Origin of the sequence: Pseudomaricurvus alkylphenolicus (genome assembly GCF_011683955.1) — a bacterium.
Lineage (GTDB): Bacteria > Pseudomonadota > Gammaproteobacteria > Pseudomonadales > Cellvibrionaceae > Pseudomaricurvus > Pseudomaricurvus alkylphenolicus.
Genome location: NZ_JAAQPI010000004.1, coordinates 110,135 through 136,028 on the forward strand (window position 1 = coordinate 110,135; position 25,894 = coordinate 136,028).

18 protein-coding genes are annotated in these 25,894 nt (G+C 55.6%); 4 read left to right on the forward strand and 14 right to left on the reverse strand.

The window, feature by feature from the left end; translation table 11 throughout:
- Positions 1-11 precede the first annotated feature (11 nt).
- From HBA55_RS12360 to HBA55_RS12390, 7 genes are all read right to left on the reverse strand, one after another.
- On the reverse strand, positions 12-389 hold the full coding sequence (locus HBA55_RS12360; RefSeq protein WP_166991328.1) for a Rieske (2Fe-2S) protein: 378 nt from the start codon (positions 387-389) through the stop codon (positions 12-14).
- Positions 386-1,495 carry a hypothetical protein gene (locus tag HBA55_RS12365; RefSeq protein WP_166991331.1) on the reverse strand — a complete coding sequence of 370 codons (1,110 nt, stop codon included), beginning with the start codon at positions 1,493-1,495 and terminating at the stop codon, positions 386-388. Before HBA55_RS12365 ends, HBA55_RS12360 begins: the two co-directional genes overlap by 4 nt.
- Entirely contained in the window at positions 1,492-2,340 is an 849-nt protein-coding gene (locus tag HBA55_RS12370) for an intradiol ring-cleavage dioxygenase (RefSeq protein ID WP_166991334.1), read from the reverse strand. The genes HBA55_RS12365 and HBA55_RS12370 overlap by 4 nt, the downstream gene beginning before the upstream one ends.
- A gap of 28 nt (positions 2,341-2,368) precedes the next feature.
- Positions 2,369-3,838 carry an aldehyde dehydrogenase family protein gene (locus HBA55_RS12375; protein ID WP_206019770.1) on the reverse strand — a complete coding sequence of 490 codons (1,470 nt, stop codon included), beginning with the start codon at positions 3,836-3,838 and terminating at the stop codon, positions 2,369-2,371.
- Positions 3,839-3,919: 81 nt separating this feature from the next.
- Positions 3,920-4,951: a hydroxyquinol 1,2-dioxygenase gene (locus HBA55_RS12380; RefSeq protein ID WP_166991336.1), complete on the reverse strand. Its 1,032-nt coding sequence runs from the start codon at positions 4,949-4,951 to the stop codon at positions 3,920-3,922.
- Positions 4,952-4,991: 40 nt separating this feature from the next.
- A complete protein-coding gene (locus tag HBA55_RS12385; RefSeq protein ID WP_166991339.1) occupies positions 4,992-5,492 on the reverse strand; it encodes a cupin domain-containing protein in 501 nt (166 codons plus the stop codon).
- Between the two features lie 16 nt (positions 5,493-5,508).
- On the reverse strand, positions 5,509-7,983 hold the full coding sequence (locus tag HBA55_RS12390) for a TonB-dependent receptor (RefSeq protein ID WP_166991342.1): 2,475 nt from the start codon (positions 7,981-7,983) through the stop codon (positions 5,509-5,511).
- Between the two features lie 269 nt (positions 7,984-8,252).
- Here HBA55_RS12390 and HBA55_RS12395 point away from each other — a divergent pair, with 269 nt between their 5' ends.
- Entirely contained in the window at positions 8,253-10,979 is a 2,727-nt protein-coding gene (locus tag HBA55_RS12395) for a winged helix-turn-helix domain-containing protein (protein ID WP_166991346.1), read from the forward strand.
- Between the two features lie 17 nt (positions 10,980-10,996).
- Here the strand turns inward: HBA55_RS12395 and HBA55_RS12400 are convergent, their stop codons facing one another.
- Positions 10,997-12,253 (reverse strand): styrene monooxygenase/indole monooxygenase family protein, encoded by a 1,257-nt coding sequence (locus tag HBA55_RS12400; protein WP_240946052.1) that lies wholly within the window; start codon positions 12,251-12,253, stop codon positions 10,997-10,999.
- A 163-nt stretch (positions 12,254-12,416) separates the two neighbouring features.
- On the opposite strand from HBA55_RS12400, the gene HBA55_RS12405 reads away from it, so the two are divergent.
- Positions 12,417-13,994 (forward strand): phytoene desaturase family protein, encoded by a 1,578-nt coding sequence (locus tag HBA55_RS12405; RefSeq protein ID WP_166991349.1) that lies wholly within the window; start codon positions 12,417-12,419, stop codon positions 13,992-13,994.
- Positions 13,995-14,250: 256 nt separating this feature from the next.
- Positions 14,251-15,216 carry an AraC family transcriptional regulator gene (locus tag HBA55_RS12410; RefSeq protein WP_166991352.1) on the forward strand — a complete coding sequence of 322 codons (966 nt, stop codon included), beginning with the start codon at positions 14,251-14,253 and terminating at the stop codon, positions 15,214-15,216.
- 347 nt (positions 15,217-15,563) lie between these two features.
- Here HBA55_RS12410 and HBA55_RS12415 read toward each other — a convergent pair whose 3' ends face one another.
- Entirely contained in the window at positions 15,564-16,376 is an 813-nt protein-coding gene (locus tag HBA55_RS12415) for an SDR family oxidoreductase (RefSeq protein WP_166991355.1), read from the reverse strand.
- 25 nt (positions 16,377-16,401) lie between these two features.
- Complete coding sequence (locus HBA55_RS12420; RefSeq protein WP_166991358.1) at positions 16,402-17,364, reverse strand: flavin reductase; 963 nt, start codon at positions 17,362-17,364, stop codon at positions 16,402-16,404.
- Positions 17,365-17,699: 335 nt separating this feature from the next.
- Here HBA55_RS12420 and HBA55_RS12425 point away from each other — a divergent pair, with 335 nt between their 5' ends.
- Positions 17,700-20,045, forward strand: coding sequence for a TonB-dependent receptor (locus HBA55_RS12425; protein WP_166991361.1), 2,346 nt, complete (start codon positions 17,700-17,702; stop codon positions 20,043-20,045).
- Between the two features lie 542 nt (positions 20,046-20,587).
- Here HBA55_RS12425 and HBA55_RS12430 read toward each other — a convergent pair.
- From HBA55_RS12430 to HBA55_RS12445, 4 genes are all read right to left on the reverse strand, one after another.
- Positions 20,588-22,162, reverse strand: a complete 1,575-nt coding sequence (locus tag HBA55_RS12430) for an indolepyruvate oxidoreductase subunit beta family protein (protein ID WP_206019771.1) — start codon at positions 22,160-22,162, stop codon at positions 20,588-20,590.
- A gap of 15 nt (positions 22,163-22,177) precedes the next feature.
- Positions 22,178-24,373: an indolepyruvate ferredoxin oxidoreductase subunit alpha gene (locus tag HBA55_RS12435; RefSeq protein ID WP_166991364.1), complete on the reverse strand. Its 2,196-nt coding sequence runs from the start codon at positions 24,371-24,373 to the stop codon at positions 22,178-22,180.
- A gap of 166 nt (positions 24,374-24,539) precedes the next feature.
- Positions 24,540-25,331 carry a cyclase family protein gene (locus HBA55_RS12440; protein WP_166991367.1) on the reverse strand — a complete coding sequence of 264 codons (792 nt, stop codon included), beginning with the start codon at positions 25,329-25,331 and terminating at the stop codon, positions 24,540-24,542.
- Positions 25,332-25,370: 39 nt separating this feature from the next.
- Complete coding sequence (locus HBA55_RS12445) at positions 25,371-25,778, reverse strand: acyl-CoA thioesterase (RefSeq protein ID WP_166991371.1); 408 nt, start codon at positions 25,776-25,778, stop codon at positions 25,371-25,373.
- Between the last annotated feature and the right edge of the window lie 116 nt (positions 25,779-25,894).

Below are 25,894 nucleotides of genomic sequence, written 5' to 3' on the forward strand. Positions count from 1 at the left end.
TCAGGTTCTTATTAAGTGGGTTCAGCAGCAATCAGGATATCGCCGCGTTCATCGATTTGTATCTCGATTGGTGTCAAGGTATCGCCTTTGACCGGCCCGTCTTCACAGTGTCCATCGTCTATGCGGAAAACGGCGCAGTGAAACGCGCACATAATCTTGCGTTCTGGCAGCAGCACAAAGCGGTTGGGCTCGTTATTGAGCGGAATACCGAAATGGGGGCAGCGATTGAGCCAGACGCGGACAGCGTCTCCCTCGCGCATCAGCAGCAGCCGGAAAGCATCCTTGCCGCTGCCGAACATGGCTTCGCGCACCCTGCCCTCCTGTAACTCGGCAAGATTGGCCAGTCGCGTACCCGCGGCGGGCGCAAAACACATCTCTCTCCAGTTCATGATTCAGCCTGCTCCTCGGCGCTGGCAAAGGGCCAGAAGCCAAGAAAGTCCGCGTGCAAAACCAGCAGCGGAAAGGTCACCGCCAGCATCGCCGAGGCCAGCCACAGATCCAGCTGATACTCCGGCGCGCCACTGGCCAGCGGACCCACCACAAAGTCGCTGGCCCAGCCGTAGAAGTGATACAGACAGACGGACAGCAGCAGTGAAAGCGACAACAGCGTCAATCCTTTTAGCGGCTGCAGCAATGTCTGCACCGGAGCCGTCTGCATCATGATCAGCATCACAAACTGGCCGAAAATAATCGACGCGGGAACGCGCACCATATACACCACAGGATCCATCCCCTGTACCTGCACAAACCAAAACCAGGGCAGATAACTCAACCACAACACTAGCAGGGTGGTGAATGTGCCAAACAGCGGTTGTTTTAACGTCACCGATGTGAAACTCAGTAAACTCGTCAGCGGCCAGAAATCCAGCAGCACCAAGGCCAGCATCACCACCAGGGCCGTCAGGGCAAAGGACAACACATGCCAGGCATTAAACCAGCCCTGCGGATCCAGCGCTGGAGCGTAGAACGGCGCCGCCTGCAGAAATCCGAAGTCGAACAGCAACAGATACAAGCCGTAAGACAAACCGTAGGTGAGCAACCAGACGCCGATGCCAATCGCCCCCTTGGATTCGGTGAACGCCGTCAGCGGCCAGCACTGCATAACAATCACCAGCCAAAAGGCGATAACCACACTGAAGATGGTAAACATCACGGCAAACGGCGTCGGTGGCATGCTGCCGCCACCGACCACAGCGATAATCAGGGGCGAAATCAGCAGCCCCGCCAGCACCATCAAACCCAGCAATGCCAGGCCTTTGAAGGGTTGCGACAGGCGGCCGATAAACGCCGGGTAGCGGGTCTCCCACACCAGCCCCAACACAATCTGCGCCGGCACCATGGCCACCAGTATCAAGGTCACCCAGGTACCAAAGGTTGCCGCGTCAAACTGGGCGCAGATGGCCAGCGCCAGCAGCATACAGACCGTGCTGGCAAGTATGCCCAGCCAGGGCTGTTTCAATGTCATGGATTGTTTCAACGTCAAGGGTTGGGTCATGATTGATCTCCCCGGGTTTGCGGCACCAGCACAAAATCGTGATCGACTCGGTAGCGCTCGTTGCCGGTGGAGGGCCGGTACTCCACCACCAGGGAGTCCTTGACCCCGAACACGGCGTCGGATTGCAGGTACTCGTCCCCTTCGGTAAACAACTGGGTAACCAGGGGCTGGTAGCCCTGTGCTGACACGATAAAGTGAATGTGCGCCGGCCTGTAGGGGTGCACCGCGGTGGCATTCAACAGTTTTCCCACCGGTCCGTCGGTGGGTATGGGATAGGAAACCGGCGCCACCGTGCGCAGTTCAAAGTTGCCTCGCTCATCGGTGTAGAAGCGCCCGCGCAAATTGAACTCGGGCTGCGTTTCATCCTGCACTTCGTAAAGTCCGTTGGGGGCCGTCTGCCAGACATCGAGACAGGCACCTGCCAGGGGTTCGCCCCAAAGATTCAACACCTGCCCGCGCAGCAGCACCGAATCGCCTTCGGTATCACCGCTGATGTCGCCGCTGTGCTCAAACTCCGGCGCTCCCTGACGATAGAAAGGCCCCAACACCGTCGACTCCGAAGCCCCCTCGGGGCGGCGGTGGTTGATGGCTTCCACCAGGATGGAGGCCCCCATGGTATCGGACCAGAGAATGGCTTCCTGGCGAACATCCGAGCAGGACTGTCCGATGTCCGTCAGAAACTGAATCGCTTCGAACCACTCCTCTTCGGTCGGTTCCAGCTCACGGATAAAACCGTGCAGGTGACGAATCAGCGCCGACATCACCTGTCGCAGGCGTGGATCGGGGGTATCGGCAAAGCGCGCGAGCGTGGCTTCGGTGATATTGCTTTCGGTCAAATTGCGCATGGCGCGACTCCTCTCGGGACAAGGTGGCTCAGCGGGGATAAAACGGCGGAATCTGTGCATCCACGTTGATCCACACGGACTTGGCTTCGGTGTAATCGTGCATGGCTTCGAAACCCATTTCGCGACCGTAGCCGGAACTGCCCACGCCCCCGAAGGGAGAACCCGGATTGACGCGCTTGTAGCAGTTCACCCACACCATGCCGTTGCGCATCTGGTCGGCAAAGCGGTGGGCGCGGGACAGATTCTGGGTCCAGAGACCGCCGCCAAGGCCATACTGGGTGCCGTTGGCGATGGCCAGAGCCTCCTCTTCATCCTTAAAGGTGGTCACCGCCACAAAGGGGCCGAACACCTCCTCCTGACAGACGCGATCTGAGGATTGAGCCCGCACCACCGTGGGCTCCACATAGCAGCCCCCACTGAGTGCTACATCGTCCGGCACCTTGCCGCCGAGCAGAATCTCACCGCCCTCCTGCCGGGCAATATCGCAATAGTTCAGTACCCGCTGCTGGTGTTGCTTTGATGTCAGCGGCCCCATCTCAGTGCTGGGGTCCGAGGGATCGCCCAGGCGAATGGACTGGGCCAGCGTCAGGAATCCGTCGAGAAATTCGTCGGCAATCGACTCCTGCAGAATCAGGCGTGACCCGGCAATGCAGGCTTGCCCCTGGTTGTGGAAGATGGCAAAGGCGCTGCCGCCGACCGCCGCCTTGATGTTGGCATCGTCGAACACGATATTGGCACCCTTGCCACCCAGTTCCAGTTGCACCCGTTTGAGATTGCCCGCCGATGCGCCGACGATTTTGCGACCCACGTCCGTCGACCCGGTAAACGCGATCTTTGCCACCTGGGGATGTTCGGCAAGATACTGACCGGCGGTATGCCCGTAGCCGGGCACGATATTGACCACACCGGGAGGAAAACCCACCTGCGCCATCAACTCGGCAATTTTCAACGTCGACAGGGGAGTCAGCTCCGCCGGTTTCAGTACCACGGTATTGCCCGCCGCCAGCGCCGGTCCCATCTTCCAACTGGTGAACATCAGCGGGAAATTCCAGGGCACCACCTGCCCCACCACGCCCAGGGGCTCGCGCTTGACGTAGTTAAGAAAGCCGGGTTCGACCGGAATTTCACTACCCTGGACCTTGTCCGCCATACCGCCAAAATAACGGAAGGTAAACGCCGTGCGGGGAACATCCAGATTGCGGCAGTCGCGCACAGGATGGCCCGTATCGCGGGATTCAATCTCCACCAGTTCATCGATATTGGCTTCAATGGCATCGGCGAGTTTCATCAGCAAATGCCCACGCTCGGCCGCCTGCATCCGGCTCCAGGCCGGAAAAGCGGCCTGGGCGGCGGCGACGGCCCGGTCAATATCGTTTTGTCGCGCCTCGGCAATCGACGTGATCAGACTGTTGTCGTGCGGGTTGAGTACATCGATGCGGCCACCGTCAATGGCATCGACAAACTCGCCGTTGATAAATAATTGATTCTGCACTGTCATGTTCTGCTCTCGGATTGATTTTCGGTTATCGCTTAAGTCCGGCTGCCAGCTGGGTCACAACTGGCAGCCGCGCAGGCAGGATTAAAACTCCACCGGATAAGGCGGCAGTTCGCCCCGGGCGTGCATATTGGGCAGCTCCGTGTTGGCGTTTTCCCACACCAGCAACATGGAGCGTTTTTTGGAAAAACCCTGGTGACGAATATCCGCCGGCATGGCCGCCACATCGCCGGCTTTCATATTCACCTTGGCTCGCATCTTGCCGCTCTCTTTGTCTTCCACCTCCCAATAGATTTCATCGCTGATCTGGATAAACCATTCCACCCGGTCATTGCCGTGTTTGATGGGCAGAATGTATTCCTCCGTAGTGGGGCAGTAGAGACTGTTCTTGCATATCGACGTCACCGACGGATTCCAGGTGACATCGGAGCGGGACAGATAGGCGAACATATTCAGCGCCGAAACCTCGTTTTCAAAGCCCGGTTCGGCGTGCACCTCGGGCTGCTCCTGGGTGACGTCCGCAAACGCGCGATTGATGGGGTAGCCGTTGTCATCGGAACGGATGGCGATGTCGCCGGGCAGTCCGGGATGGCGTTTGGCCACTTCCCGCTCCCGCTCAATGGCCGCCATATTGTTGCCGCGTTTGCCCCCGGCCCAGCTCTGGCCGGTTTCCTCCGGTGCCGCAAACGGATCAAAGCCCTCGTTGGTCCAGTCCGCCAGCATGGCCTTGAAGGTTTCCATCAACACCGGTGAGTCAAAGGTTTCCAGCAGATCCAGACCCTTCTCCCTGAATGCCGGGTTGAAACTGCCGGCGTACATTTCCACCCGGCCGTAGAGATTGTTTGTGCCAAAAACATGATCAAAATTAACCTGGGAGTAGAAAAATCCCCAGGCCACATCGCGCATCAGCGCCCGCAAAAAAGCATCCGCGGACATCTTGTGACTCATGGGCTGGCTGTTCGGCGCCTGCCATTCGATGGTGGTGAAATACTCATCGCGGGTAAAACGAAAACTGCCGATGGAAAAACTGCGATAGCCTGTATCCGGATGAGGCTCGGATGCGTTCACGCTGATATCCAGAACCTGCTCGCTGTTGTTGTCTTCGATCATCGCCATTGTGTTATCTCCTGTTATTTGGTTTGCAAAAGGCCCGTGTTCAGCACTCGCAGATTTGCGCCCACTTTTCGACCGTGAGCGATCCCTGAATAGTCTGTTGCATCATCACCCCGACGCCGCTGGCGCTGAAGCGGTAGGCCGACCCCTTGGGCAGCAGTGCCTGATGCCCCTTGCCCAGTTTGATCCAGCCCATGGTCTTGCCTGTGGGTTCCCCTTCCAGTTTCACCGTCCCCTCAATATCGACGGGAGCAAAGTTTTCGGCGTCGTCCAGTTTGATCAGATCGATCTTGACCTCACCGTCCATCAACCACACGTATTCATCGTGGGAGCAGGTGTACCAGGGCGACTGACCCTCGCTGCGAATGGCCTCAATCACGTATTCCTGGTTTTTGGCCACCACCACCTTTTCATAGGGCGCGGACTGGTGAGCCACGTCGAAAATATTGGAAAAGGTGTAGTACTTGGGATTGTCGTTAATGATCTCCAGATCGCCCTTTTCATAGCTGTCCATGGAGCCAAAGACTGTTTTGTATTCACTCATCGTTAATTCCTCTTATTTACAGGGAGTATCTGAAAGACGCGTACCACTGACTGCCGCGGCTGTAGGTACCACTCAAGATGCCCGTGGCCGGTTGGGCGAATCCGGTTTGCAGATAGCGCTCATCCAGCAGGTTGGTGGCGCCGAGCGTGACCTGCCACTGCTCGCTGGCTGGCGCAAAGATCAGGCTCATATTCAGGTTTTCCACCGAATCGCGTTTGAGTAGATAGGTGCGCTCCGTGTCGTTCCAGAGTTCATCGGTCCAGGTGTAATCGGCAAGCAGTACCACACTGGCGCCGCTGTTCAGGGACCACTCATAGCGTGGACTCAGGTTGAACTGCCACTCGGGCGTCTTCGGCAACTCACTGCCTTTGTAGACACCGGCCTGCAACTCGCTGGGCGCCAGAAAGGCCTCGGGCAGAATTTCAGAAAAGGTGGCGTCGAGATAACTGACGTTGGCGTTGACACTGAACGACTCGCTCAACATGGCCAGCAGCTCGATTTCCACCCCTTTGATTTCCGCGTCGCCCTGGTTATCGATGGTGGGACTGACGCCGACCTGCTGGTTGAGCTGGATATTTTCATAGTCGGTGGCGAACACCGCCGCATTCAACTGCACGCTGTTATCCAGCAATTGGGACTTGATGCCCAGCTCTACCGTGGTCGCCTCTTCTTCATCGAACGGCTCCACCGATTCGGTGGGTACCGTAAAGCGGGTGGTCCAACCGCCGGTTTTGTAACCTTCGGACCAGGAGGCGTATACCATGATGTCTTCAGTGGGATAGAGTTGTACGCCCAGCTTGGCGGAGAAGTTTTTGAATTCCTCGGACTGCTCGTCGACAAAGCCGTACAGCAGAGGCTCTGACGCCACCAGGAAAGGCACCGTGTCGGCAATCGCCGCCAGTTCTTCCACCGGCGTCTGGGCGTTGGCCGCGTTCAGCGGCAGTTTGTAGACCAGGCCATTAAGTTCCTCCTGGCCAATGTCGATGTTTTTGTCTTCCACGGTATAGCGACCACCGATGGTGATGCCCACCAGGTCGTTGATACGCCAGTCCACCTGGCCGAACACCGCTGTGTTCTCTGTTTCGATATCGTTTGGACCGTAGATCTGCAACAGGCCCTGACCAAAAGAGGGGTGATCCACCAGTACGCCGTCTTCCTGGAAATAATAGGCACCCACCACAAAGTTCAGGGACTCGTCGAGCGCGCTGCCGGTCAACTGGAATTCCTGGGACAGCTGGTCCTGCACGGTGGAAAAGGAATTATCGGCGATCACCAGGGGCGAACCGTCCATATCCTGGGCGGCGGCCCAGTCGAGATCGCGATAGGAGGTGATGCTCTTGAGCGTCAGGTTGTCATTGATGTCCCAGTCGATAATGGCGCTGGCGCTGAAGGAGCGCAGCTTGGAAAAGTTGGCGCCGGTGGAATAGGTTTTGTCTTTGCTGCCAGTCAGAAACTGGTCGTTGTACAACAGCCGGTCATTGTTGGGATCCGCGTCCACATTGGCGCTGGCGAAACTGGGCAGGATCATGTCCGGATTTACCTGGGTACCGCGATCCCCACAGATGTTAGTCAGCCCGGCACCGGCCAGCTGCTCTGTGGTAAGACTGACACAGGTATTGTACAGACCACTGAGTCCACCCAGGGTGGCCAGCAGCGTACTGTTCTGACCCTGTTGATCCTGCTCCATATAATCACTGGACAAGGTCACATTGACACTGTCGGAGGCATCCCAGAACAACTTGGCTCGCAGGGTCCATTCATCCTGGTCGCCTTCCTCGGACGCTGCGTCATAGCCGGCGGAGCGGAAAACCGTAATGTCCTCGAATACATAGCCATCGGCGCCAGGGAAGGCGATACGCTCGCCGATACCATCGCGGTTCTTGCTGGCAAACGCCAGCGAGCCGCTGAGACCGTCGGCAATGGGCACCGCCACATAACCCCGAAAATCCTGTCGACCGTCCTCGCCGATGGTCAGACCGGCTTCAAACTCAAACATGTCGCCCGGGGTTCGGGTCACCACGCTGACCGCGCCACCGATGGTGTTGCGCCCAAACAGTGTCCCCTGGGGGCCCTTGAGAACTTCAATACGCTCAACATCCGGCAGATCCAGATTGGCTCCCACCGAACGGGCAAGATAAACGCCGTCCAGATAGACCCCGACGCCGGGGTCGATATTCATGGCAAAGTCATTGGAACCAATACCCCGAATAAATGCCCCGAGTACTGCGGTGGAGCCGGAGAAAGGCGTGCCCGCGTCCAGTGTTACGCTGGGTGCCACGTTGGACAGGTTGGAAATGTCGGTGACGCCGCGCTCTTTCAGGGCGTCGCCCTGAAAGGCGGAGATGGCAATGGGAACGTCCTGTACATTCTCGGCCCGCTTTTGCGCGGTCACCACCACCTCTTCGATCTGCATGGCAAGGGTTGTGTGATTAAACAGCAGAGCCGCACCAGCGGCCGCCAACAGGTTCTTGCAGAGATATTGCGTTTTCATTGTTCGCCTCTTTGTATCGTTATTGGTTGAGTAGGATCGACGAGGTAAAAGGTTAGGCCGGGGAGGGGTTGGTTCTCACCTACCTTTGGATAGGTCATCGATCGGGGATCCTGATGCGGCCACCAGGATACGGAATAAATGTTTAAATATCAGAGACTTACAGAAAAAAGAAGGCATCCTCACCCACACCTATCTAAAGATAGGTGCCGGACTATAATAGGTAGGCTAGGCTGGAACATGCACTGACCGCTGGAGGGAGCAACGCGTTGATGTCGGAACAGGGTTTTCTGTTTGTTAAAACAAGATTCACGCCGCCGGACATTCAATCCAGCAGCGTGCGGCGGGAATCCATCCTCGATACCATGGCAAACGCCAGACAGAAAAAACTGACTTTGGTGTGCGCCCCGGCCGGCTATGGCAAGTCCTCAGTCCTGGCCCAACACTTCCAGAGCCTGGACGCAGCCGGGCTGGACGTGACCTGGCTGAGCCTGGACAAGTATGACGCTGATCTGGGCAAGTTCCTTCGCAACACCATTCACGCCATCCGCCAGCGTCAACCGGAGTTCGCCGAATCACTGCTGTCACTGTTACAGGCGGGTTTCACCGATTCCACGGAACTGATCTCCCTGAATTTTATCGACGCCATCGCCACGCTGCCGCGGCCGATGACATTGTTTATCGATGACTACTACCTGGCCGAGACCCGGGAAATCAGTGCGGTATTGAAGGAGATATTGCTCGGTTCTGATCAGTTGCGCTGCGTGGTGGCCACTCGCAACACCCCCCGCTGGCTGCCCCTGTCGCGCCTGCGCATGCTGGATGAAGTGTGTGAAATTGAGCAGGAGGCACTGCGCTTTTCCCACTCTGAAAGCCAGCACTTTTTTGCCGACACGCTCAACCTGGCCATCAACACCCAGCAGATCGACCTGCTGTCGGACAAGGCGGAGGGCTGGGCGGCCGGCATGCAATTGGCGTCGATCAGCCTGCGTAACTGCGACAATCCCGAGCACTTTATCCGTGAGTTTACGGGCGAAAATCGCAGCATCAGCGAATTTCTCGGTGATGAGATATTGAGCCGGCTGAGCGAAGAACAACACCAGTTTCTGTTGCGATGCTCGCTGTTACCCAGATTTAATTTCCAGCTTTGTAACCAGGTTTTCAATATCAGCAACGCCGCCGATATCCTTGAGCAACTGCGGGAACACCACCTGTTTATTATTGCGTTGGATGATGTCGATTACTGGTTTCGATTTCACCACCTGTTTTCCCAGTACTTGCGCAAAAAAATGCACCAGTGCCATGGCGATCAAGTGGCCGGCATTCACACACGGGCCAGCCACTGGCATGAACAGCGGCGGGAATTTACCGACGCCATCGAGCACGCACTGGAATCCGGCAACCACAATCACGCCGCCGCCATTCTCGATAAAATCAGCGCGGAATTGTTCTACCAAGGCAAAATTTCTGTACTGGAAAGTTACGCAGAAGCCCTGTCTGACGAAGCCACCCGCAACCACCCCAGCCAGCAGATGGATCGCATTTGGCAGTGGATTGTTACCTGGCGCTTTGACAAGGCTCGTATCGCCCTGAGCCAGGTGCGACACGTGCTGGACGAATACCAGCAGAGAACCGATCTGCCCACTGAGGAGCTGGAGTTCCTGGAAAGCAAATACGCGCATCGGGAAATGTCCTACGCGTTTTTCTCCGACGCCACCCAAGACGCGCAAAAGCTGGCGGAACACTGGCTACTGCACCACATCAACGAAGACCTGTCCATGGTATCCTCGGCCAAGACCATGTTGATGGTATCGGAGCGGGATCAATTTGTGCTCCATGATGTGACCGCCAAAGTCGATGCGTTGCACGAACTGCACGTCGAGGCCAACTTTCCTTACGGCGTGGTCAAGGGAGATTGTCTGTGTGGGGCCACCCTGTTAATGCAGGGGCAACTCGACAAGGCGCGAGACTTTTTTGAACGGGCAGAGGTAACAGCCAGTCAACTGCACGGCCGCTTTGCCCCGCTGACGGCCATGCCCTGTCTGCATCTCGCCGCCATCGCCTACGAACGTAACGATCTCGCCCGGGCCGAAGAGCTGGTACGCAAGTACCTGCCCCTGTCGCAGGGTTTTGGCTTTGCGGAAAATATCATCTGCGGTTACCTGACCCGAGCCAGACTTGAATTTTCACAATGCCCCAACAGCCCGACGGAAAGTATTCTGGAGCAGGGCCGCAAGGCGGCCCTGAGCACCGGCTTTGAGCGCCTGCGCTGCGCCATGGCCACGGAGCATATCCGCCAGTTGCTGATTCTGGGCGACAAGAGTGCCGCCTTTTCCCTGGCCCGTGCCCTGGGTATCAGCGGCGGCGCCAGTCAGTACCAGCCCGGAGAAAACAGCGATCGGATCCACCTGCTACAGACCCTGGCATGGGTACGCATCAGCGTTGCCATGGGCAACCCCAGTAACGCCATCCGGGTATTGAGCCACTGGCATAACCACCTCAAGGAACATCACTGCTATTTCGAGGCCGTGCGCTGCGCGGTTGTGTTGGCCGACATCCACTATACCCACGAAGATCCCCTGTCGGGCAGACAGTACCTGTCTTTTGCCCTGGACGAGGCCGTTGCCCATGGCTATTGCCGCGTGTTTGCCGACGAGGGCCCCGCCCTTGCGCCTTATCTACAGCAGTACGCCCCCGGCGCGCAAGAAGCCGGAGTCAGGGAAACCATTGAGCGGATTCTGCCGACCTATGGCAAACCTGCAAAAACCACGGCCGCCGACGCTCACGCCAATATGGACATTGCCGACGTCAATCTGACGGAGCGGGAAAAGGAAATTCTCAACCTGTGCCGCAGCGACAAGAGTAACGCTGAAATTGCCCATGCCCTGTCCATTACCGAAGGTACCGTTAAATGGTACTGGCAGAGCATATTCAGTAAGCTGGGCGTGCGCCGCCGTCGTCAGGCGGCCATGATCGCCGCCGACCTTGGGCTGTTGTAAAGGAACGGCTGTAAGCGTCAGGCGGCCTGCCAGAGTTTTTCCACGTCGACGGCATTGGGTTGCACAAACCAGGGATAGTAATCCCGCGGATCGTCAAAGCCGTTCGCCATCCGCTGTGCCAGTGCCTCATCCTGGGCACACTGCGCCAGCATCTTCAGTGTGTGCTCTTCGGGCGGCAGTAACAGCATATTGGTCCAGGCCACCACCCACTGGGCGTAGCTCCAATATTTATCAAACGTCTTGTTCATCCACTTCTCGTCGAAGGGCTGGTCGCCATGACTGACGATGCTGTCCAGGTGCAGGGCAACGCATTTACTGGCGTTGTTGGAACCCTGGCCGGTAATCGGATCGTTCAGGCAAACCGAATCCGCAATGCCATAGGCAATACCACCCGAAGGCAAACGGCCAATCGGGTTGCGAATGGTGGGAGGGAAGCGACCGGCCAGTACCCCAAGATCATCGGTTAACTCAATGTCCGTAATACGGTCCGCCTCTTCCGGCACAAATTTGCGAATAATGTCTTTGCTTACCTCCAGGTGCTGGTCGGGCGAATCCACGCCGCCCCAACAATCCATCTCACCGCCGGGAATCCCCTCAAACACCAGAATGTCACAGGCACCGTTGGTGGTCAGCGCCGGAAAACTGAAATACTCACCGACACCCGGAATCAGATTAAACTGCACCGCGCTGTACTCATCGCGAGGTTTCATGTTTTTCACATAGGTCAAACCCAGCGCGCGCATAGGCTTATCGAACGCCGACTTAACGGCATCGCGCTCAAACATCTTACCGATTTCGCCCTTACCGGAAGCCACCAACAACAGATCACACTGCTTCTCCATGCGATCCAGGTCTGCCAACGAAACCTCCTGAATCTGGAGATCTCCACCGAGTTCCTCAAACGTATTCATCCATACAGGCATTTTTACCCGCTGGTCCACAGACTGCGCCGGCTTATCCAGACGATGCGACCAGGAGATATCCGTCCCCATAATGGAAAAACCAATACCGTCGACCCATGGGCAGTCATTGTCCCAGAAGTTAATCCCCAGGTCCCGCTCATGTTGCAGTGCCATATCAAACATACATTGACTGGAGGTGATGCGTCCCCGCTCCACTTCTTCTGCGGTTTTATTAGTGACAATAGTCACCTCGTAGCCCTTTTTGAGAAGTCCAATCCCCAGTTGCAGGCCACTTTGGCCGGCGCCGATAATCGTTATTTTTCGCATGTTCTGATCCTCACATTGAATATCTGCCACTGCATTGATGGTCATTTAAGCGGTCCCACCCATCGAAAACTATGCGCCTTACGCACAACCTGTTCAGAGACGGCAGGAATCGTTTTTGGACCCGCGTTTTCACTTGTCAGGAAAATTGAGACAGGTATTTTTGAGATCAGCCGAACCAGAAATCAATAACGATAGCGCGAGCATCACTATGAAAAATTGGGATTACATCATTGTAGGCAGTGGCATGAACTCACTCGTCTGCGCGGCACTGCTAGCCAAAAAAGGTCACAAAGTCTGCGTACTCGAACGCAACCCACTAGCTGGCGGCTGTATTCGCACCGAAGAAATCACCCTGCCGGGCTTCAAGCACGAAGTGTTTTCCGCCGTGCACCCGCTGGTGGTCTCCTCCCCTGCCTACGCCGAATTGGGAGACGACCTGCACCGCCACGGCATGGAATATTGCAATAACGACACCCCAACGGGCGTCGTCACCGAAGACAACCGCTCGCTGATACTCAGTCGCGACCGCCAGCGCAACATCGACGCCATGAACGCGCTCTCACCGGGCGACGGCGACAACTATCAACAGGCCATGCAAGACCTGGAACGCAAAGCCGAACTGGTGTTTGGCCTGCTGGGCAGCTCACTCTGGAGTTTTGCTACCGTCAAACTGCTGGCCCGCTATACCTGGAACCTCGGCATTCAGGGCATGCTGGACTTTGCCGCCCAGGCCATGTTCAACGCCCGCGACTGGCTCAACAACACCTTCAATTCAGATGTCAGCAAGGCCATGCTGGCACCCTGGGTACTGCACGCCGGCCTGGGCCCAGACTCCACCTTCTCCGGCCTTATGAATCAGGTTATGGCCTTCAGCATCGAACAAACCGGCAACCCGGTGGTTAAAGGCGGCAACCAGAAGATCGTCGAATGCTACCAGGCCATCATCGAAGAAAACGGCGGGCAGATTGTCTGCGGCCAACAGGTGGACCAAGTGCTGGTGGAAAATGGCATCGCCCACGGCGTCAAGACCGCCGACGGCGAAACCTGGTGGGCCAGTAAAGCCGTCATCTGCAACACCACCCCGACACAGCTCTACCACAAACTGCTGCCGAGCCGGTGGATACCGGACGACGTCGCCACCCAGGCCAAAGAATACCGCTATGGCCGCGGCATGATGATGATTCACATCGCCATGGATCAACCGCCCCAGTGGCAAGACCCGGCCATGCAAGACGTGGTCATGCTGCACGTCACCGGCGGCCTCAACAGCGTCTCCACCGCCGTCAACCAGGCCGACAACGGCCTGCTGCCCGACAAAGCCACCATCGTCGTCTGCCAACCCACCGCTCTTGACCCCAGCAGGGCACCGCACGGCAAATGGATTCTGTGGCTGCAACTGCAGGAAATTCCTCGCCAGATCCTTGGCGACGCACGTGCTGAAATCGACATCCCCACCGATGGCGAATGGAACCAACACATTCGCGAACACTACGCCGACCGCATTGTTGACCAACTCAGCAACAATATTCCCAATCTGAAAACCGATCTGCTCGCGCGCAAGGTCTACTCCCCCAAAGACCTGGAAGCCATGAACATCAATCTCGAACAGGGCGACGCCTACTCCGGCGTCTGCTCCCTCGACCAATTCCTGTTCTGGCGCCCCTTGAGAGCCCTTAAGAACCACACCACACCGGTCAAAGGCCTCTACCACATTGGCGCCTCCACCCATCCGGGGCCCGGCCTGGGCGGTGGCTCTGGCTATCTGGTGGCAAAGGCTATCGGATGACCCGAGCGGCACCATGAGTCACAACCGAAAATTGCATTACATGTAAAGTATTTCTATACTGGCTTCGTGATATAACCTCCGTCACTATATGGCTATACCGATTGCGCAGTCGCTATGCCGATTGCGCACATTGGTGCGGGCCCGGGCTTGTTTTAGTAGTCGACATACCCAATCGGGAGTATATTCGAAGTATCCAAAGCGTCACCCGTCTGCCGGACGGGACTAATAATAATGGGAAAGCCGAGGAGAAACCGAGATGGATTTGCTGACAAATCACGAACTGTTTCACTCCGATGACGTGGACTTTGTCCGCGCGGAAGTCGCCAAAGTCTACTGCGACCACAAACTGACACCGGTCAAGGGCAACAGCTTAAGAGCCCGCCACCACCGTGCCAAAATCGCCGACGTCTCACTCAACTACATGCAGTACGGCGCCGAAGTGGACATCACCCCGGGTGAACTCAACGATTTCTTCCTGATCCAGCTTCCTCTCGCCGGCTTTGCGGAAATCAACAGCGGCAACCAAACCGTAATCTCCGATGAATCCGCCGCCTCCATTCCCGCACCCGACGAACACCTGTCCATGCGCTGGAGCGAAGACTGTGAACAACTGCTCGTACAAATTTCCCGTAACGCCATAGAAAAACGCCTTAGCTCACTGATTGCCCAGCCGCTCAATGCCCCCCTGGCGTTTGATCTGTTGATGTTCAGTGAAGACCAGAAAATCAAAGCCTGGTGGCGACTAATCGACTACATGCTGACGGAGTTCCAGAACGACCAACCGGTAACCGCAGGTGGCGGTGCCGAACATATGGAACAGTTGATTATGACCAACCTGCTCTACGCACAACCACACAACTACACCGACACACTGCTGTCAAAGTCGCACTCTATTGCACCGGCGCACGTTAAAAAAGCCGAAGAATACATCCGCGCCAACATCGCCTCCCACATCTCCATCGACGACCTCGTCGCCGTCACCGGCGTCAGCCCCCGCTCACTGCACGAAGGATTTCGAAAATTCCGCGGCCAAAGCCCCCTCAACTACCTGAGATCACTGCGCTTTGAAAACGCCCGCAAAGACCTCATGGCATCCAACGGCGACAGCGTCACCGCCATTGCCAGCAAATGGGGATTTACCCAGCTGGGACGCTTCTCAGTCACCTACAAAGAAGTCTATGGCGAATCCCCGTCGGAAACGATGAAGCGTTCGAAGTTCTAACTGCTCCTGTTGCCTATTAACGATGAGGCACAAATCTACGAGAACTGCAGTGCAAAAGGTGGCTGGGGGTTTCGTTTTGGAGCATCAAAAGCCAGCGCTGAAGGAGCAAAAAAGACCAACGTTTTCTGTTGGGCTTTTTTGTAACTGAAGGCACCCTGGAAGGGCGCGGCTTAGCTCCAAAACGGAACCCCCAGCCGCCGCTTGAGGCACCCAACCAAAAGCCACTTTCCACAAAGCCTGCGAACTCCATGATAGTTTCGGTCGGAGCTCATCCTTCAAGAACAGCGTCTAATAAAAAAACCCGCACAAAGGCGGGCATAAACGAGTGCAGGAAAAACCTGCCAGGGTCAACTAACCTTCGATTCCTCAACAGCCCGCATCATCGCCACCATACAAGACTCCGTCGCCTCAGGCCCAAGCGCCGAATAGCCCCCATCCACAGGAATCTCCGCCCCGGTAATAAACCGGGCGTGATCCGAACACAAAAACAACACCGCATCAGCCACCTCCTCAGCCTCAACCACACGCCCCAAAGGCTGATAATTCGACACCACCTCATCGGCAATCTGACGATTATTCTCCGTCAAACCCGCCACAGGCACACTCCAGGTAATCCCCGCCAAAATCGTATTCACCGTCACCCGATCCTTAGCCAGATCCAACGCCATATTCCGCGTCAACTGATGAATCGCCGCCTTAGACACCGGATAGGTCCAACGCCCCGCCTGAGCAATGGCCGCAGAAATACTGCCAAAATTTACAACCGCCCCACCGGTACTCTTAGCCAGATACGGCTGCGCCTCATTCACCAACAACGCATGACCAAACACATTCGTATTGAACGTATCCACCCACTGCTGCCGACTCGACGCCATGCCATCATCGTCATACAACGCCGCCACATTCACCACAAAATCAATCTGCCCGAACTCCTCCAGCGCACGCCCCACCAGCGCCTTGATATCCTCATCCCGCTGCAAATCCGTGCGCTGAAAAACCGCGCCTGCGCCCAAATCCGACGCCAAGGCCTCACCCACATCCGTACTGCGGGCTGCAATCACCACCTTGGTACCCGCGCCATACAACGCCCGCGTCACCGCCTCACCAATACTCGCCGCACCACCCGTAACAATCGCTACCTTATCCTGCAAACCTTTCATCGTCTGTTCCTCGTTATTAATAAAATCATTCCGTCCAGGCAATAATGCGTCGCAAATAACGCTTAAACATCATTGCCTCATCGGCAGTAAACACCCCGAGCGCCTCGGCCTCATTTGTCTTGGCCACCTTCAACAGCGGCTCCAACTTCTGCCGGCCAGTGTCCGTCAACTTGATGCGGGTTGTATCCCCATGATGCTCCCGCGACAACAACCCCGCGGCACACAACCCACGCAACTTATCGTTAACCACCTCCTCGGAAAGAATCGAATTGTGCATCAACTCCTTCAGGCTGCAGCCATCCTTGCCACCCAGAGAGGCCATCACCCGATACTCGTTCTCATCCAACCCCTGCGAATGCAACACACTGGTGAGCTTCGTCATCAACTGATCAAAACTGCGTCCGACCAAATAATGCAGATAATCATCCACAAAACCCGCATCCGTTCCCAAGTCATCCGGCAACTGCTCATTGCAGGGATGAAAACTGGACACCACATACTTGCCCCGATGAAACATCAATCCCGAGCGACCCGTCGTGTGAAAACGCTTGACCTCACCCACAATAATAATGTGGTCACCGCCCTCATACTGATACTTGGTCTCACACTCGAACTGTGCCGCACAACCCTTCAATAGCGGCGCATCACCCAATCCCAATTCATAGTCAATACCGGAGAACTTATCCTCCTGGGGCCGTGCAAAGTGATTCGACAGAGAGACCTGGTCCGCGGCCAATACATTCACCGCGAAGAACTCCGCCTTTTCATAGGCCTCCAGACTGCGGGCACGCTTGTCAATACTCCATAGAACCAGAGGGGGTTCCAGGGAAACAGAATTAAAACTGCTGGCGGTTGTACCAACGTACTGATTACTGCCTTCTCCAGCGTCATCCCTGGCAGTAACAATAGTTACGCCTGTGGCAAAATTGCCCAATGCATTGCGAAATGCCATGGGATCGATTGTCGTTTCCGTCAGTGCTTGATTCATCGCCGTCACCTTTTGCCTCTCTTTGATGCCAACCATCGTTGCTCTTAGATGGTCGCTTATCGCTGTTATGGATTTCAGGATTTATGCTAGAGACTTAGTCCCAATGGGAATATTCAGAGAAGGTCGCGCCTATGCAACTTGCGCAGTTTCCGAGATCCAGTAACCGGAAACTTATGCACCTGGATCAATCAATCGCGACTCGGCAGCAGTTACTGAATAGGCCCTGCAATTCATGCATAGATCTCACCCGGAATCCGTTTCACACTGAACCTACAAAAAATCAATAATTCGAAAAATCTATAAATCCAAAAATCAGCCCACTGGAGGCATGAACAATGAAAGCCAAACTGCTTAGCCAGATGATAGCCGCTACCATCATTGGCGGTCTGCCCGCCGCTGCCACTCAGGCAGAAGCAAAAGACACCCAACATTGGGCGGTCGAGGAAATTGTGGTTACCGCCCGTAAACGCGAAGAAAACCTTCAGGACACCCCTATCGCCGTGACCGCCTTTTCCGGCGAGGGCATGGAAAAACGCGGCGTGACCAAATTGAACGGAGTAGCCGCCTACGCGCCCAATATGAGCTTCCAGAGCAACCCCAGCTTTGGCGGCGCCTCCAACGCGGCCTCCATCTATATTCGCGGTGTTGGCCAGAAAGAATTCCTGCCCACCACTGAACCCGGCGTGGGTCTCTATGTGGATGGCGTGTATATCGCCCGCTCAGTGGGCGCGATTCTGGATCTGGTGGATATCGCCCAGGTGGAAGTCCTGCGCGGTCCCCAGGGCACGCTGTTTGGTCGTAATACCATCGGCGGTGCCATCAGTATTACCAGCCAGAAACCGGACGCCGAATTCGGCGGCAAAGTTTCCGTCGGATTGGGCACGGATAACGCGTTGACCGTCAAAGGCACTGTCGATATTCCCCTCAGCGATACGCTCCACACCCGCATTTCATTGGCGGACATGTCCCAGGACGGTTATGTGGAGAGACTGGACGGCGTCGAACTGGGTGACGATGACACCCAGACCGGGCGCTTTAACGCGGTCTGGGCCCCCAGCAGCGACTTTGAAATGAACTTCTCGGCAGAGTTTTCCCGTGATCGAGAGAACGGACCGCCGATGACCTTGATGGACATCAACCTGGGCAACCCCATTGATCCCAACACACCACCGATGGCCGTTATCCACAACGTGGTCGCCAATGCCATGGCGGGAGCCACGGATGGCAGCCCCTGTGCCAACCCGATTAATAAAATCAACCTGGACGTACCCGGTTGTTATGACCTGCGTTACGACCTGGGCGACAGCAAAAACGCCGGCACCGCGCCAGCCAAATCCGAGTCAGATTTCAAGGCCACAAACCTGAATATGACTTGGGACATCAATGACAATCTGACCTTTAAATCCATCACTGCCTGGCGCGATCTGGATGCGGAATTCTCTCGCGATGGTGACCACTCCCCCCATCGCGTCAGCCAGTTTCACGACACTCTCGAGCAAACGCAATTTACCCAGGAATTCCAGCTGCTGGGCAGCCATCTTGACGCCAAGTTAAACTGGATTTTTGGCCTTTACTACTTTGATGAAGACGGCGATAACGTGAACACCCTGGACTTTACCGTCTCCAACTTTACCAGCGGTGGTGAATTTTCCAATACATCCAAGGCCGCCTTCGGACAGGCCACCATGGACTTTACCGACTGGTTCAGTCTGACTCTGGGATTGCGCTATACCAAGGAAGACAAGGAATTCACCCCCGACCAGGTCATCTTGCAGAACTACTTTGCCGGCAGCGGCCACCCGATGCTGGATGCACCCTTCATGCAGGCGGGCACACGGGTACTGCCGCTGGCGACTGACAAGCAGTCCATCTCCGAAGTCACCCCCATGGTGAACGCCTCCTTCCATCTGAATGACAACACCATGCTCTACGCCAGTTATTCCGAGGGCTTTAAGAGCGGCGGCTTTACCCAGCGGGTTTTTCCACCCCAGGTTGCAGGATTTACCGCCCCGGCGGACGCCAGCGATACCGACCTGATTCCCGACTTCGATCCGGAATTTGTTGAAGTTTACGAACTGGGTGTGAAGTACACAGGCCTGGATGGCCGGTTGAAATTAAACGCCGCAGCCTTCCACACCGTGTATGACGACCTGCAAATCCAAGTTTTCACCAGCGTAGCACCGGTCACCAAGAACGCAGCGTCTGCCAAAATCACCGGTTGGGAAACTGAACTGAGCTGGTTGCCGGCCGAAAACTGGCTGGTGGAGGCCAGCTACGGCTGGCTCAACGCCCGCTACGACGATATCGATTTTGAGGAAACCTTTATCGATCCCGGCAATGAGTTTGAACGCGTACCCGAGCGCACGGCGAGCCTTGCTGTCAGCCGCGATTTCTATACCGACATCGGTTCCTTTACCGCTCGGGTGGATTGGTCCTATCGCTCCAAGGAGTATATGGACTCATTCAACACCGAGCTGATTGCCCAGGACGCCTATGATCTGTTTAACGCCAACCTGAACTGGACCAGCAACGACGAAGTTTGGGATGCGCAATTGACGTTAAAAAACATCACCGATGAGAAGTACCTGACGACCGGGATTATCGGCGATGCCTTCCAGACCTATGAGGGTATTTACAATCGTGGGAGGGAATGGCGGTTTAATGTTAAGTACAACTTCTGATTAACGACACTTGAATAAAGAGCCTCGCAGTTGCGGGGCTTTTTCGTATCTCTGGGATCTTTCGTTATCAGAGGAGTGTTTGGGAATTAATCTTCAGCAAAGTGCCAGGAGCGGAAGTTCATAATCCTGGTTCAGGGCACCATGGGCGTTCGATGATGTCCGCAACGGCCGCACGACGTAGGGTGGATTAGAAGCGCTTTGCGCTTCGTAATCCACCGATCCGCCGAAGGTTTAAATTGGCGGCGGCCGTGTATAAATCACCTGTTGCAGGAACATTCAAGGGTGTTAAAAACCGGGCCGCAGCCAACGAACATCTCCGGCAGAACCGGCGGATTACGGCGCAAGCGCCTAATCCGCCCTACGCATAAACAACGCCATCAGAGTACCAATCCTGCGAATTTCTAAGACCGGTTATGGCACACAAGAGACATTGCCCAATAACTCCAGCAGCGGTATCATCATCCACCAGTGTTAAGTCGCAAAACGAAAAAACGCCCGATAACGGGCGTTTCCTGGAACTTCACTGATCAGCTTACAAGATATCAAGCCGAAACCGCAGACTGTCGCATCTCAACCACATTATCACTAGGCGTTGTGGCCACCGGCAAAGCAGCAAGCGCCTCATCGAACGCCTTGCCATCTTCGCCCGCCAGGGCGGCATCACACAACTCCTGCACCGTGACACCGGAAAGGCTGGAACCCTGTTGCTCCACGACTTTCATTACCGCATTAAAGCGCTTCATGCCGCGAGCGTGGGTGGGGCCATACCCCTTGATCAAACGAGGTGCCCGACTCACAGCAAGTGCCAGAGCATAATTGCGCCCCGCCAGATCCAACACATTTTGCAACCACGCCTCAATCGCCGTATTCTCATGGGCGTAACGCAAGGTCGAACGACGCATAAAGCGCAGACTGGCCAGCGTATACATCAAGAGATAACCGCTGAGCTTGCCGGTCTGAAGCTTGCGACCGTGGGTAAACAAGCCACCCAACAGCTTCTTTAAACCACCGGAGTTCAGCATAAACTCGCCAAGCCCCTTAGGCAAAGTATCGCAAATTTCTTCATAGCGGGGATGCAGAAATTCCACGGGATAAACAAACTGACCCGGTTGCGCCTTAACTTCGCTGCGAATGCGTTCACTGCGCTCGCGGCGGGTCTTTTGATCCGCCACGCGAATCGTATCCTGGAACGCCATCCACAGTGCCAGGTAGCGAGCCGTCTCGCGGCTGAGGGCGAAGTTGCTTTCTTTATCGCGCGCCAGAACCTGATCCATGCGATCCAAATAGAGCTCCGCGTAAGCAAAGTCCTGGTAATCCACCAATTGGCGAACACCTTCGCAAACAATACCCTGTACCTCCGCAGGAAATGAACCCTTGATCCGCTGTAGCAGGGCTTCGCCCTGAGGAGTTGCCGCACTTTGTGGAACCGGTAGGTCTTTTTCCTGGCGGCTATCTTCGGGGGTTTCCAGCATATGCTGTTCAGCCCGTTGATAAGCTGCTTCAAACGCCTTGAGGTTGGTTTCAACCGCAATACCACCTTTGCGAATTGCCTCTTCAAACTCCTCTTTCTTAAAGGGCAAGACACGAGTACCGGCAATCGCACCAAACAATACCGAACTGATCACCGATTGATTGTCCTTGGCCAACTGCTCCATATCGAAAGCAATACAATCTTTGGAGGCGGCCTGCAAGGCTGACATTATTTTGCCACTATCCGCCAGACCGTTACCCATCTGCTCCTTTTCCGCTACCGTATAAGAACGGTGAGTGGCAGCAATCAGAGTCGTACGGTCGGGAGTCACAAAACCTCTCTGCACCGCACGACCAGCTTCCACCAGTTCGGCGGCAATCAGCAAATCCACATCGCCGGGAACCGGATTCATGCTCAACACGGGTAGCTGATTGACCCGCTTTGCCTCTGCCTCTGGGAAAATCTCCAGATAGTAAATGGTGGCGCCGGTTCGTTGCGCCACACCCGGAACAGACGTGGACTGAGCCAGATAATCGTGGGCTTCCGCCACATCGCGGATCCAGTTGGACAACACGCCACCGCCCTGACCACCCATGGCGGAGATGGCGATCTTGATCGGTTGAATCTCAGATACCAAATTGCTCATCGTTATCTCCTCTCCTTAAAACGCGTACTTTTTCAAACGACGATCAATCCGGTTTTGCAGAAAACCGATAACCGAACGACGCAGGCCGCCGAGGAGGCGATCAACAATACTCGGGTTAAACACAATCTCTGTGCGTGAAAACGATGGACACAACACCGCAGTATGGGCATTGGCTCCACAGAGACCACAACCCAGACAATCGTTGTCGACATAGGCCACCGGATCACTTTTGAGAGGATTCGGATTGTCCTTCACCGTCAGCGACGGACAACCGGACAGTCGAATACAAGCGTGATCGCCGGTACAGGTATCGCTGTCGACAAAGAAGCGTTCGCGCACGACGCGCTTGCCTGCTTTCACTTTCTTTTTGAATGCCGGTTTTTCACGACGCTGCTTGTTCAGCATACATTCGTTTTGGGCGATAATGACCTTGGGGCCGTCAACGGGCGTATTCATGGCCTCCTTGAGAGTATCTTTCATGGACCCGACATCGTAGGTATCGATGGTCTGCACCCATTCAACACCCACGCCCTTAACAGCGTGTTCAATGGCGTGCTGGGTGGAGCGATTCTCCAGCTCGCCCTTGGACGAAAGGATATCCTGGCCACCCGTTGCAGCAGCATAGTTATTGTCCACAATCACAACGATATCGTTGCTCTTGTTGAACACTGCATTGCTGATGCCGGAGGTGAGGCCGTTATGCCAGAACCCCCCGTCCCCCATAACGCTGATACTGGGGCGGTCGGAATCGACGTTAAAGGCAGAACCACTGGCCGCGCCCAGGCCGTAGCCCATGGTAGTAGCGCCCAGATTAAATGGCGGCAGGATGGAGAAAAGGTGGCATCCGATGTCGCTGCTGACATGCACTTCACCGGTTTCCTGCTGCACCTGCTTCATGGCACTGAAGATGGGACGCTCGGGGCATCCCACACAGAAACCTGAAGGTCGCGGCGGAATTTCTCCCTCCAGCTGCTTGACCGGAATCAGTTGCGCTTTTTCAGCCTTGGTGTCTTCTTCCAGACTGACGGGCTTGGGCTCGAAAAAAGCCACACTGTCTTCGGCGTTTTCATCACCCAGCAGTTGCGGCAGCGCCGCGTGCAGAAACTTCTTCACGCCTTCCATGACCACGGCGCCCTGGTATTCGCCATAGGAAGGCAGAACATCCTTGCCGTAAAGCCGCGTTTGCAGGTCGGCCTTGCGCAGGATATGGGCCACCGCCTGCTCGATATATTCCGGCTGCCCTTCCTCGATCATCAGTACCGCTTTTTTGCCGGCACAAAACTCAATAATCTCCTCATCCACATAGGGGTAAGTGACATTCATCACGTACATGGGCAGGCGGCTGTTACCGAAGCTGTCGGCAAGCCCGAGGATATTCAGCGCTCGAATCACCGTATTATAGAGGCCACCCTGGAGAATCAGACCTACCTCATCAGTGTCGCCAGGCATAAACTCATTGAGCCTGGTGGACTTGATGTATTCGATGGCAGCCGGAAGACGACCTTCGATTTTCTCCTTTTCGTGCAGGAAGTTTGAAGGCGGTAAAACGATGCGGGAATAGTCGCGATTGGGGTTGGCCTTGGCTTCTCTAACCGTCATGCGCGGACGCTGGTTGTCTTTCGCGGTAAAAGTACCGTGTACATGACAGGCGCGGATACGCAGCTCCAGCATAACGGGTGTATTACTGGCTTCAGACAGCTCAAAGCCCTGCTCTACCATTTCGGTGATCATAGGCAGATTGGGGCGCGGATCCAGCAACCACATTTGCGATTTCATGGCAAATGCGTGAGAGCGCTCCTGCATAATGGAGGAACCCTCACCGTAGTCCTCACCCACCACAACCAGAGCACCGCCCTGCACACCTCCAGAAGCCAGATTGGCCAAGGCATCAGAGGCGACGTTGGTGCCAACGGTGGATTTCCAGGCAACGGCTCCCCGCAGTGGATAGTTCACAGACGCGGCCAGCATCGCCGCCGCAGTGGCCTCGCTGCCGTTGGATTCAAAGTGCACATCCAACTCTCCCAGGATATCCTGGGCATCGTTGAGCACATCCATCAGGTGGGAAATAGGCGAACCCTGATAGCCGCCAACATAGGCAACACCCGCCTGTAACAGGGCCTTGGTGACCCCCAAAATACCTTCGACATGCAACTCTTCGCCCGCGCCTTTGCGCAGCAACTGCACTTCTTTTTTAAACGACCTTTCCGCCATAGTGGCTAACTCTCAATTCGACCAATCAATGCTATCTGACGCTGCCAAATCTGAATTTTGACGACGCCTAACTCATACAGTCTGTGTTCTGAGATCTTATTATTGTTTTTGTCTGGCCCACCATTGCTTTTTGTTTTGTGTGGGCCAATCTTTTCTATCCGAACGCTTAGTTTGCAACCAATGCCAGCACCCGGGTCGGGCTGCCGGAACCGTTTTTGATCTTAAGCGGCGGAGCGATCAGCAGTGCCCCCGTGGGCGGCAGTTGATCCAGATTACACAAGCTGGCAAGGCCACACTTGTTGGCTCCATGCATCAAATTGTGGCAAGGGAACATGGGATCCTGGGTTGGTGCAATACCGGCATCGGTACCCACGGTTTCCACGCCCACACCAATCACATTACGTTCTTCCGCCAGGAAGCGTACGGTATCGGGGTCCCAACCGGGGGTGTGACCGCCATCTTCTTTGATATTGAGATATTCATCGTTATCGGTTTTCTTGGACCAATCGGTGCGATAAAGCACCCAGGAGCCCGGCGTGATCTGGCCATGTTTTTCTTCCCAGGCCTTGATAAAGTCGACAGTCATCAGAAAATCGGGGTTGGCAGCCGCTTCAGCCACCGCATCAATCACAAACGCCGGGGCCACAAAGTTGCCGGTAGGCAGGGTATCGGTGGCATGGTTCTCGTGATCCTGGCCCGTGACCCAGTGAATGGGCGCATCGAAGTGAGTACCGGTGTGCTCACCGCACTTAATGTTGTTCCAGTACCAGGCGGGACCGCGATCATCGTAGTGGGAAATCTCTTCCATACTGAACGGCCAGGACTCTCCCCACCCCATTTCCGGCGGCAGTTGCAAAATCGGGGTGTCCGGCTCCAGGGTGCGGGTCAGATCCACCACCTTGATTCCACCAGTGGCCAGCAATCCGGCCAGGTCTTGCAATACGCTCTGTGAAGTCATGTGTCGCCTCTTTTATTGTTAATGAGTGGAGAGAATGGCTCAGGATTCGTGCAGATAATCCGTCATCCGCTCGCGCAGGAGCTTGGGTATCACCTTGCTTTCGGTGCGGTACACCAACACATTGGTGGTGCCCAGGGCAAGGGTACCGTTATTCATGGCCTCGATTCGCACCGTGAGCGAACTCTGGCCCAGTTTTAGCACCTTCAGGGTAAAGTTTAGCTGGTCCCCAAGACGGCTGGGGGAGAGAAACTGACAGTCGATATTCACGGTAGGCAAACCGTCACCCAGCTCCTTGACGAGGTAGCCAAAGGACCAGTCCATAGAGGCCATCCACTCTTCGACCACGTTGTTGATCATTTCGAAGTAGCGGGGATAGAAGGCAATGCCATCGGGGTCACAGTCGGCGAATCTTACCGGAAATGTGACTTGAAATACCGATTTGGTCATACCATGGGCTCCCCTGGGACTGGCAGGTTATCATCGAGACCATGGTATCGCTATTTATCTTACACGTAAACTATTTATTAGAAAGATTTTATCGTAGTGAAGCCGCTCTCTCGCTC